This is a genomic window from Edaphobacter sp. (assembly GCF_035763405.1).
Taxonomy (GTDB): Bacteria; Acidobacteriota; Terriglobia; order Terriglobales; family Acidobacteriaceae; genus Edaphobacter.
The window spans coordinates 17752-28973 of record NZ_DASUBE010000008.1; the positions used below are offsets into that span (position 1 = coordinate 17752).

Annotated in this window: 10 protein-coding genes; 4 read left to right on the forward strand and 6 right to left on the reverse strand. The window is 59.9% G+C overall.

Features of this window, described 5'->3' with window-relative positions:
• Window positions 1-9 precede the first annotated feature (9 nt).
• Window positions 10-2814, reverse strand: coding sequence for an ATP-dependent helicase (locus VFU66_RS00775; protein ID WP_326444317.1), 2805 nt, complete (start codon window positions 2812-2814; stop codon window positions 10-12).
• Window positions 2815-3060: 246 nt separating this feature from the next.
• On the opposite strand from VFU66_RS00775, the gene VFU66_RS00780 reads away from it, so the two are divergent.
• Window positions 3061-3402 carry a hypothetical protein gene (locus VFU66_RS00780; protein ID WP_326444318.1) on the forward strand — a complete coding sequence of 114 codons (342 nt, stop codon included), beginning with the start codon at window positions 3061-3063 and terminating at the stop codon, window positions 3400-3402.
• Between the two features lie 139 nt (window positions 3403-3541).
• A complete protein-coding gene (locus VFU66_RS00785; RefSeq protein ID WP_326444319.1) occupies window positions 3542-4087 on the forward strand; it encodes an LOG family protein in 546 nt (181 codons plus the stop codon).
• 221 nt (window positions 4088-4308) lie between these two features.
• Here the strand turns inward: VFU66_RS00785 and VFU66_RS00790 are convergent, their stop codons facing one another.
• From VFU66_RS00790 to VFU66_RS00805, 4 genes are read right to left on the reverse strand one after another with little or no spacing between them, the layout of a single operon-like run.
• Window positions 4309-4749 carry a gamma-butyrobetaine hydroxylase-like domain-containing protein gene (locus VFU66_RS00790; protein WP_326444320.1) on the reverse strand — a complete coding sequence of 147 codons (441 nt, stop codon included), beginning with the start codon at window positions 4747-4749 and terminating at the stop codon, window positions 4309-4311.
• Window positions 4746-5036: an SWEET family sugar transporter gene (locus VFU66_RS00795; RefSeq protein ID WP_326444321.1), complete on the reverse strand. Its 291-nt coding sequence runs from the start codon at window positions 5034-5036 to the stop codon at window positions 4746-4748. The genes VFU66_RS00790 and VFU66_RS00795 overlap by 4 nt, the downstream gene beginning before the upstream one ends.
• Window positions 5037-5816 (reverse strand): sulfite exporter TauE/SafE family protein, encoded by a 780-nt coding sequence (locus VFU66_RS00800; RefSeq protein WP_326444322.1) that lies wholly within the window; start codon window positions 5814-5816, stop codon window positions 5037-5039. It abuts the gene before it with no gap.
• A 37-nt stretch (window positions 5817-5853) separates the two neighbouring features.
• A complete protein-coding gene (locus tag VFU66_RS00805; protein WP_326444323.1) occupies window positions 5854-6630 on the reverse strand; it encodes an ATP-binding cassette domain-containing protein in 777 nt (258 codons plus the stop codon).
• Window positions 6631-6652: 22 nt separating this feature from the next.
• On the opposite strand from VFU66_RS00805, the gene VFU66_RS00810 reads away from it, so the two are divergent.
• Window positions 6653-7381: an SDR family oxidoreductase gene (locus VFU66_RS00810; protein WP_326444324.1), complete on the forward strand. Its 729-nt coding sequence runs from the start codon at window positions 6653-6655 to the stop codon at window positions 7379-7381.
• On the opposite strand, the gene VFU66_RS00815 is transcribed toward VFU66_RS00810, so the two are convergent.
• On the reverse strand, window positions 7378-9249 hold the full coding sequence (locus tag VFU66_RS00815; RefSeq protein ID WP_326444325.1) for an amidase: 1872 nt from the start codon (window positions 9247-9249) through the stop codon (window positions 7378-7380). The two genes, VFU66_RS00810 and VFU66_RS00815, sit on opposite strands and share 4 nt — an antisense overlap.
• 800 nt (window positions 9250-10049) lie before the next feature.
• Between VFU66_RS00815 and VFU66_RS00820 the strand changes: the two genes are divergently transcribed.
• Entirely contained in the window at window positions 10050-10961 is a 912-nt protein-coding gene (locus tag VFU66_RS00820) for a hypothetical protein (RefSeq protein ID WP_326444326.1), read from the forward strand.
• Window positions 10962-11222: the final 261 nt, after the last annotated feature.

Below are 11222 nucleotides of genomic sequence, written 5' to 3' on the forward strand. Positions count from 1 at the left end.
TCAAAACCGTTACAGGCGCTCCAACTGGGCAAACTTCTCCACCAGCTTCTTCACGCCATGCTGTTGAAATTGTACTGTAATCTTCGCGTCGTCCCCATCGCCCTCGCGGCGAAACACCGTTCCTTCGCCGTATTTCGGGTGACGCACCCGCATGCCCTGCCTGAATCCCGCCTTGCCGGACGGGGCCTCCGCCTCGTGTTTCGGCAACGCGACCTTCTGCCCGCGCGCCGCAAAGAAGCTCGCGATATTATCCATCGAGCGTCCCGATGCATAGGTCTTTCCAGCAGAAGTCCTGCCGGCAGGCCGCTCCCCACTCTGGTCCTCATCCTCGTAGTTATAGTGGCGCTCGCCCTGCTCAGCGCGGCCAAACCGGTTCGCCTTTGGATAAGGCGTCGCGTAAGCCCGTCCATAACCAGACCCATACTCCGACTGCGAAAACTGCGGCCGCGCCGCCGGACTCCCCAGATCTTCCATCAGCCGCGAAGGCACCTCTTCCAGAAACCGCGAAGGAATGCTCGACTCCGGCATGTCGTTTCCGTAGCGCCGCCTGTAGCGCGCCCGCGTCATCACCAGCGTGTCCATCGCGCGCGTCATGCCCACGTAGCAGAGTCTTCGCTCCTCCTCCAACCCTTCCGGATCCACCATCGTCCGCGAACTCGGAAACAGGCCCTCCTCCATCCCGGTCATAAACACCAGCGGAAACTCCAGCCCCTTCGCGGCATGCAGCGTCATCAGCGTCACACGCGCCTCTTCGCTATAGCTGTCCGCATCGCTGACCAACGCGGCGTGATCCAGAAAGTCGTGCAGCGTCTCGCCGCGCTCCTCGGCATCGCGCGCAGCGTTCGCCAGTTCCTTCAGGTTCTCAATGCGCGAGTAAGCCTCCGGCGTCGCCTCTTCTTCGAGCGCGCGGATGTACCCGCTGCGGTCATTCAAAAACTTAATCAGCTCCGGCAGAGTCGCTCTGTCGCCGGGCTTGCGAAACGCAGGCTTCTCCCCCTCCACCAAACCGGGTGCCCCATCTTCGCGGCCGCTTTCAGCCGCCAAGGTGGGCTTGCTGCCGCGCTCCTTCTTCAACACAACCGGAGCAAACGGATTGAAGCTCGCCGCATCGATCCCGTGCGACTCGTCCGAGTCCGAAGCATTCTCCGGAGCAATCGCGGACATCTCCTCGCTCAGTCCAAAATCAAACCCAAAGTTGAAACTCGTATCAAATGAAGTGTCCGCCCCCGAGTCTTCCTGCTCGGAAGCAGCCGCGCCGCCAGCGCCAAACGCAAACGAAACATCCTCGGCCGCGCTGCCTTCTAATCCCTGATCCCTTGTCCCCGGCCCCTCGCCTTCAACATCCGCAGCCAGCTTCTCCGCAAACCCCGGCCCCAGCATCGCGCGAGCATCTTCAATCAACCGTCGAAACCCACCGAGCGCCGTAAGCGCGCGCCCAGGCAGCAGCTTATCTTCCGTCGCCTTCGCAATCGAGTCCCACGTGCTCATCCCGCTCGCCAGCGCCATCCGCTCCAGCGTCTCCAGCGTCGTCTTTCCGATGCCGCGCGCCGGCGAATTAATCACCCGCCCCAGCGCAATCGAGTCATGCGGATTCAGCACCAGCTTCATGTAGCTCAGGATGTCCTTCACCTCGGCACGGTCATAAAAGCTGAACCCTCCGACCATGTGGTACTGAATCCCATACCGCCTCAGCGCCTCTTCCACCAGACGCGACTGCGAGTTCGTTCTATAGAGCACCGCACATCGCGGCAAGCTCTCCTGTTCACCCGCCTCGCGCAGATACCGCTGCACGCGATCTGCCACAAACAGCGCCTCGTTCTCGCCATCGGGAGCCTCATAGTAGCCAATCAGACTGCCGCCCTCGCGCGCCGTCCACAGTGTCTTGCCCTTGCGCTGCGTGTTCTGCGCAACGACTGCGCCCGCGCCCTCCAGAATCACCTGCGTCGAACGATAGTTCTGCTCCAGCCGAATCGTCTTCGCGCCCGGAAAGTCCTTCTCGAACTCCAGAATGTTCTTAATGTCTGCGCCGCGCCAGCTATAGATCGACTGGTCCTCATCCCCGACGACGCACACGTTCTTCTCCGGACCCGCCAGCAGCTTCATCAACTCATACTGCGGACGGTTCGTATCCTGATACTCGTCAATCAGCAAATATCGATAGCGCCGGTTGTATCGCTCTCTCGTCTCGCCCGAAGACTTCAGCAGCCGCACCGTCTCCAGCAGCAGATCGTCAAAATCCAGCGCGTTCGCCTTCTGCAGTTCCTTCTTATAGATCTCGAAGATGTGGGCGATCTTCTCTTCCATCGGGTTCGCGCTGGCCAGAAAATACTGCTGCGGATCGATCATGTGGTTCTTCGCCCACGAGATTCTTCCCAGCGCCACACGCGGCTTCAAACTCTTGTCATCAATAGCCAGCCGTTTCAACGCCGTCTTAATCACAGCCTGCTGGTCAGCCTCGTCGTAAATTGCGAAGGTGCGCGTCAGCCCTTTACCGTTAACTTGCAACGCCTCAATGTCGCGCCGAAGCACACGCACGCAGAAGCTGTGAAACGTAGACAGCAGCGGCTTAGCCAGCGAGCCATGCCCCAGAATCCTGTCCACGCGCTCGGCCATCTCTTTGGCAGCCTTATTGGTGAACGTCACCGCCAGAATCGAGTCCGCCGGTACCCCGCGCTCTTCAATCAGATAGGCAATCCGGTGCGTAATCACACGCGTTTTGCCGCTGCCCGCCCCGGCCAGCAGAAGTACTGGTCCGTCCACCGCCTGGATACCCTGCTGTTGCTGCGGGTTCATGTTGTCCAGCAAATGACTCAAAACGATTCACGCTCCATTCCAATTTTATCGTTCTCCTGGGAGAGCGTTTTTTTGTCTGAATTTCGTCACGGCAACTGGACGTGCGGAATGAATTAATTAGCTTTATTCATCGTTTCTCGCCTCGCAAAAATATTTAGCAACTTTTGCGGAACCGCGCCGGTCAAATCTGCGTAACCCACCTACACCAAGGCTCGCTGAACCATGGCAGAGAGCTTCAACCGAAATTCAGATTTTCCGGGAGCTATTATGAATCGCCGTAACTCTACTCTTGCTATCGCACTCGCCGCAGCCTCTCTCGTGGCGTCGCCGGTTGTCTTCGCTTCCCCGGTTGTCACCTTGTCTTCCGTTCACGCAATGTTCGGCAGGGGCAAGTCGGCTAAGACGAAGGATGTCCGGTTCACCCTCAACAACTCCTCCAAGACAGACCGCAAGGTCCTTGCTGGCGACAAGGAACTGACCATCGTCGCCGGCACCGCCGTTACGCTCGATCTTCCCGAGGGAACGCGCATCACCACCGATGACCAGGCGAAATCGCTCATCATCGAGGTTGCTTCTCGCTACAACGGAAGCACCATCACCCTCAAGTAATCTGGGCGCGGGCCGACGCCTTCCTCAAACATCGGCCGGTCGTGCTGCAAATACGCCGCGACCGGCCTCCCAATCCACACTCATGCTCGGCGAGTAGCCGGTCGCCGCACTGCGCCGCGTCTTGGTATCCTCGTCTGACATGGTTCAAAACATAGCCGTCTTCTGCGCTTCCGCTAACGGTGCCGACCCCGTCTACCGCATGACTGCCGAAGCTCTTGGCCGCGCGCTCGCCGAACGAAACATCGGCGTCGTCTACGGAGGCGCGAAGGTCGGCCTCATGTGCGCCGTCGCAGAAGCCGCGCTTGCCGCTGGCGGTAAAGTCATCGGCGTTATTCCAGAGGTGCTCGTCGATCTCGAAGTCGCCCACCGCGGCATCACCGAGCTGCACGTCACCGACACCATGCACACCCGCAAGGCCCTCATCGGCCAGCACGCTGACGCCTTCATCGCGCTTCCCGGAGGCTTCGGCACCTTCGAGGAGCTCTTCGAGGTCCTCGCCTGGCACACGCTCCGCCTGCATCAAAAACCCATCCTTCTCCTCAACACCAACGGCTTCTATGACGGCCTGCTCCACTTCCTCGATCACTGCATCACCGAAGGCATGCTCAAGCCGAAGAACCGCGAAGTGCTGCTCGTAGCCGGCACGGTAGACGAAGCCCTCCACATGCTTGGCGTCACACCTTAACGCCACAGATGCCGGTGTCATTCTGACCCTGAGTGAAACGAAGGGGAAGAATCCCCTCATTTCGCTCATGGCTGCACAACCTCCTGCTCTTATGAAGCCTCGTAGCTATTTTCCTGGAGGTATAGTCCCGGTGACATCCTCATCCTCAAGGCATTCCCCACCTTTTTGTTGTCATTCCCGAAGGCAATCCGCGTTTCGCATCGGCCCGCGTCGGGCTATCCCTATACGGAGGATGCCTTAGCCCTGCACGCCTCGCACTGACACACGCGCCGCAGATACTCCCACGAATAAATCCCGCTCTCGTGCCCATCGTTCCACTTGAACTTCAGCGCATACTTGCCCACCGGAGTCACTTCGACCGGACGCGGCGGAGCCTCGTACATCACCAGCAGCGTCTCTGCCTTTGGCTTCGCCACTCCGGCAGGCCGCCCGCTCTTTTCCCGCTCGTCATGGCACGTCGCACACGGACACGCATTGCGCAGCCACGCAAAGTTCCACGCGCTCCGGTGCCCATCCTTCCACTCAATCTCAACCCCCGTGCCCTCGGACTTCATCACGCGCACCTTCTTCGGCGTGACCGCATCCTCGTGCAGTCGCGCCTCCTCGGCGCTCTCACGCGCCGCCTCTTCCGCGCTCACAAACCGGATGCCTTCATGGCTCATGGCTCTGTCACCTCCTTGATCGCGTTGCGGTCAAAGCGCAGCTTCAGCACCAGAATGCTGAGCGACAGTGCAAGCGTCAATGCGTTAGCCGCCGTCACCGGCCACGAATGCGCCAGCAGACCATAGGCAAACCACAGCGCCGTGCCGACTGAAAAGACCAGAAACATCCCCAGCGAGATGTCCCTTGCCGACCGCAGTTTCAGCACGCGCAGCAGTTGCGGTAAAAACGACAACGTCGTACAGGCAGCCGCGACGTAGCCAACGAGATCGACTGTATTCTGACTCATCTAATATTGTCTCCAGAAAAAATAGGCCGAAATGACGAGCCCGGTCGTTACAACCACGGCGCGCAAAGTCTCTGGATTCATGCGTCGCGCATAGTGCGCCCCAACGTATCCGCCCGCCGCCGCAAACATCATCGAGATGATGCAATAGTGCCACACCACCGCGCCGGTCACGACAAACGTGACGATCGCCACCGCATTCGAAAGGCAGGCGGTCACGATCTTCATGGCGTTGAGCGCATGCATCTCTTCCACGCCGAACAGGGCAAGCACGGTCATCACCAGAAACCCGCCTCCTGCGCCGAAGTATCCGATATAAAAGCAAATCGGAAACAGCGAGCAGAAAAGCGGGACAAAGCGTGGCCTGCGCTCGGCGTGGGGCATCGCGGACCGCGCACGCAGCCAGCGTGAAACCGGCCCGCTGATTCCGAAGATCGACGCGCCCATCAGCAGCAGCCACGGAATCAGATGCAGAAACGTCACCTGGCGAGTCTTGAGCAGCACAACCGCGCCCGTTACACCTCCCAGGATCGAGACCAGCACCACCACCGGCAGCAGTTCTCTGCGGACGTCAGACTTGAGCGCCGCCAGCGATGTCACCTGCCCCGGCCACAGCGCGACCGTGTTGGTTGCATTCGCCTGGACCGGCATCACGCCCATCCCAAGCATTGCAGGGAACGAAAGAAACGAGCCGCCGCCGGCCATCGCATTCATCACGCCCGCGATAAACGAGGCCACAACCAGCCAGGCATAATGCCAATGCGAGCTAATGCCGAATGTCATCCATCTTCCATTGTATCGGCTGCGACTTTCCATCCGCTCAGGCAGGCATCTCCGGCGTCGCGGCAATCAGCCCGCGCGTATACTCGTCCCTCGGAGCGGCACACACCTGCTCGCACTCGCCCACCTCCACCAGCCGTCCGCGTTGCATCACCGCCACTCTGTCGCACAGATACCGCACCAGCGGCATTGAGTGAGAAATGAACAGATACGTCAGCCCATACGTGCGCTGCAACTCACGCAGCAGGTCCACCACCTGCGCCCCCACCGAAACATCCAGCGCGCTTACCGGCTCATCCAGCGCCAGAAACTCCGGCTTCAACGCCAGAGCACGCGCAATATTAATGCGCTGCCGCTGCCCCCCGCTGAACTCATGCGGAAACCGGTCGAGCGCCGAGGCTTCAAGCCCAACCTCGTCCAGCATACGGACAAGCTGATCCCTGTCCCCCGATCCCTGTTCTCGATGTATCCGAAACGGCTCCGCCAGAATCTCCCGCACCCGCATCCTCGGATTCAACGCCGCGAAAGGGTCCTGAAACACAATCTGCATTCTCCGCCGCAGCGCCCGCAACTCGCGCGAACCGGCACCCAGCAGATCCACGCCGTCATACCGCACCGTGCCCGCCGAAGGCTCAATCAGCCGCAGCAACATCCGCGCAACCGTGCTCTTGCCCGAGCCCGACTCGCCCACCAGTCCCAGCGTCTCGCCACGCCGAATCTCCAGCGAAACCCCGTCCACCACGCGCGCACCAGAGTCATACTCCTTCACCAGCCCGCGCGCCTCAACCAGCACACCGCCCAGCACATCCGTCGCCATAACCGGATGCTACCATCCAGAAATGGAGACAGCCGCGCCCCTCGCAGGCAAAACCGCCCTCGTCACCGGAGCCAGCGCAGGCATCGGCCATGCCACCGCCCTCGCACTCGCACAGCGCGGTGCAAACCTCGTCCTCACCGCGCGCCGCGAAGACCGCCTCCGCACGCTCGCCGCCGCAATCGAATCGCTCGGCGGCCAGGCCGTCTTCCACGCCGGAGACGCCGCCGAAGAGGCAACCGCGCAGCAAGCCATCGCACTCGCGCTCAACCGCTTCGGCCATCTCGACATCCTCATCAACAACGCCGGAGCAGGCAACTACAAAGACCTCATCGACACCTCCGCCGCCGACTACGACGCCCTGATGAACGCCAACATGCGCAGCGGCTTCCTCTTCTCCCGCCACGCCGTGCCGCACATGATCGCGCAAAAGAGCGGCATCATCCTCTTCATCTCCTCGGTCGCCGGTCTGCAAGGTACTGCAGGCGAGTCCGTCTACTGCGCCACAAAATTCGCGCAGTCCGGCTTCGCTCAGGCGCTCGACGCCGAACTCCGCAAACACGGCATCAAGGTCGGAACCATCTTCCCCGGCGGCGTCAAATCAGAATTCGCCCTCGGCCACGGACGCACCGAAGACTCCATCCGCAACTCCCGCATGATGGACCCCGCCCAAGTAGCCGAAGCCATCGCCTTCGCCTGCCTCCAGCCACCCAACGTCCGCATCCCCCAGATGACCGTCCGCCACATGGGCTAGCGCAGTGGCGGCCGCATCAAATAAAACGCACTCTCCCGCTGATACACCCGCGCAAACGCTGCCACGCGCGCATCCGAGTACAGCGCCCCCAGAAACGTAATCGACACCGGAGTCCCCGGCCCGCCCACGTTCCCCACATCGCCATCGCCCGTCTTCTCCGGCAGCGGAGCACCATCGCCGCGCACGCCATTCGGCACAATCACCGCCGGATGACCCGTCAGGTTCGTCGCCGTCAACTGCGCACCGTCCGAAGGCGTCACCATCACATCCACATCGGCGAACATCTTCTCCATCGCCGCCATCGCCAGCGTCCGCGCCCGCTGCGCCTGCACATAATCCACAGCCGAATAAAACCGCGCCACGCGAAACTGATTCGGCCAGTCATAACTCTTCTGCCCCGTCAGCAGCCGGTCGCGTCCGCTCAAGGTCAACTCCTCAAACGCAGCCGCGGCCTCAGCCTCCAGCAGCGGAGTCATATCGCCAAAATGACACCCATGCGGCATCTCCATCGGCACTAGCTTCACGCCCATATTGCGCAGCGTATCCAGCGCCGCCGCGCCGTACTTTGCGTCATAAACGCGGCGCGCAAAGTCCCGCTTCGCTCCTTCACTCGTTCCATCAGGCTTTGCAGGCACATCGAACTCGCTCTTCAGATACCCGACACGCAGCATCTTCCAGTCAAACCCCGCATCCCAGCGGAACGCCGCATCCCGCACGCTGCGGTCGTGCCCATCCGGCCCATAGATCGCGCTCAGCACCAGCGCGCAGTCCTCCACCGACCGCGCAATCGGCCCAATCTTATCCATCGTCCAGCTCAACGCCATCGCACCCGTGCGCGGTACAAACCCAAACGTCGGCCGCAGCCCCGTCACCCCACACCGCGTACACGGAGCCGAGATCGACCCCAGCGTCTCCGTCCCAATCGCAAACCCCACGCACCCCGCCGCCACCGCGCTCGCGCTCCCCGCCGAAGACCCGCTCGACCCCTGTCTCGGGTTCCACGGATTCCGCGTCCTCCCGCCAAACCACAGGTCGCCCTGCGCCAGCGAGCCCATCGACAACTTCGCCACCAGCACCGCGCCCGCCGCATCCAACCGCTTCACCACCGTGGCATCTTCGTCCAGGCTCTGCTGCTCAAACCCCGCCGCGCCCCACGTTGTCGCGTAGCCCTTCACCGCCAGCAAGTCCTTCGCGCCCCACGGAATCCCATGCAGCGGTCCGCGATATCTCCCCGCCGCGATCTCCGCATCCGCCGCCGCGGCCTGAGCCAGCGCCCGCTCCTCCGTGTACGTAATCACAAAGTGCAGCAGCGGATCATACTTCCTCAACCGCGCCAGATACATCTTCGTCAGCGCCACGCTCGACACCCTGCGTGTCTTCACCAGCTCCGCCCACTCACGCACCGAAGCAAACGCCAGGTCATCCGAGTCTTCCGCAACACCAGCCGCCGCCAGCCGCGAAACATCCGGAGCCGCACTCATCCGCATCATGTCTCGAACCGGCCCAGGCTCCGTCTCAATCTTCACACCCGCAGGCACCGGGTCAAACACAAACGCCGGAGCCACACTGTTCGGCATCTTCAGCGTGCGGATCACCTCCACCGAATCCCTCTGCCGCGAGAGCCCGCCGAGCATCATCGCCTTCTGCTCCGCCGTCAACCGCAGCCCGGCAATCGCCGCCGCCGCATCGATCATCTCGGGAGTAATCTTCAGAAGCGCGGCCCCGCTCACCCCCGCGCCATCGCTTTCAACCTCAGCCGCCATCCCCAACAACACACCGGGCAGCAACGTCTGCCCCACTCCCGCCGCCGAACAAACCGCAAGAAACCGCCGCCGATTCAACCCCTGCCAACCACCCCGTCCACTCATCCCCGCATTATTGCACTGCCACAGAAATGACGGACACCAAAGCCCGAAGGAAGTTCTGATTAAGTCATAGCGTTGAAGAGGCATGGCTTCACAGGCTGCCGAAAAATGCGCGCTTTGTGCGTTTCGGTGGGAGCGCAGGGCTTCAGCCCTGCGAAAACTCCAGCCAATTCAAGGGACTTTAAGGAACCTCTGATTAAGTCTTCGCTTTGAAGGGGTGTGGCTTCAGCCACGCCATAACGTCCTTCAATGCAATGGGGCTTTAGAGGGTGCTGAAGAAGTCCGTTTTGCTTAAGGGCACGGCTTCAGCCGTGCCGCTAACGCTGCAAAATCAACGCGGCTTTAGCCGCTGAGGTACGCTTTCTTCCCGGCGAGACACTTTTTCAACACCCTCTTTAGCCCCTGAGGGAATCTTCGCCGACTTAATCAGACCTTCCTTAGAGTCTGCGTGAGAACTCCATGAAGCGCACCGTGAAGAGCGCCAGAGGCGCGACATATACCAGCCTGGGGCGAACCGCCCCAGAAACGAGCCGCTTGTGGCTCGTTCATGGAAGGGTAGCCCCAGGTAAAAGCCCAATCAAACCTCAAGGGCTGAAAGAGGGTGCTGAAAAAGTCAGTTTTGCTTAAGGGCACGGCTTCAGCCGTGCCGCTAACGCTGCAAAATCAACGCGGCTTTAGCCGCTGAGGTACGCTTTCTTCCCGGCGAGACACTTTTTCAACACCCTCTTTAGCCCCTGAGGGAATCCTCGCGGTAAATATATACTTTCCGAATCAACTGGGGTGGGGGATGATGGAGGTGTCCTGTGAATGCCCGCGAGATTTCGGGCATTGTCTTTGGCCGTGCGAGAGAGGGCATACTAGTGGCACTGCGCGTCTACTTTGATGGTGCTGGTAAAGATGACTGCCACCCCGTTATCACTGTTGGCGGATTTTTAGCCCCCGCCGATGTCGCGGAGCAGATTGAAAGTGATTGGGAAATCGCTACAGATAAGAAGGTATTTCACTTCACCGATTTCAATACTCCTTCGTGCAAATTGGGATCGCAGAACTGGACTTCGCAGGAACGCATTCAATTTCTGAAGAAGCTCGCGGCCATCGTCAATCGACAAGAGGTGTATATCCTGAGTGCGTCAATTGAGGTGCAGGAGTTCGACAAAGTCCTATCCGGTGCCGCGCATCCCCACGAACTAGGCCCGGCTTTCTCAGGATGCGCCTATGTAGCTCTGTTGAATTTAGAGGCACTCCTAAAGGATGAAGGCCGCCGTAAGAATGCCGTTCACTATGTCTACGAGAAGGGTGATCGAGAGCACGAGATTCGGAAAGTGTTCGCCGATTTCGACAATCAAAATAGCGAACTTCAAGACTTGCGAAAACATCAATTTCTTCCTAAGAAGACTACCTTGCTACAGCCGGCGGATTTGATCGCTGGAGTTGTCCAGAGATGCGTAATGAACTCATACGCGGCACTTCCATGTTTGGACAACGGTCATGCTCGGGGCCGATTGAGTAACTTTGAAAAGCACTATTCTGGTGATGGAGTAACTGCGGCAGTCCTAGCAGGACACGACCGCGATAAGGCCTGCAAATGTTGGATCGTCAACGCCAAGTCATTCTCATTGTTAGACAAAATTGGCAAAGACTTTTTCGATAAACATCCAGATCGACTCAAGAAGAGTTTGAAAAGCAACCCTTACAAACCGAAGATGAAACAATGAAAAGCAATCCTGAATACAACACGTTTAGCAAGGCGATGGATACGATCCTCCGCGTCAACCCTGATGATGTGAAAGCCGCGATAGAAGCGGAGAAACGTGAGCGTGAACTACAGCAACGCCGGGTGCCCCATTCATGCAGCCTTATCGCATGAGTGGGCCTTCGCGCGAAGACGCGAACCGCCCTCGTTTGATCAGGCATGGATGAAGTCAGGATTGTTTTCCACACCCTGCCCCTTGACGCGCCTGATAGCCTTTAATCAG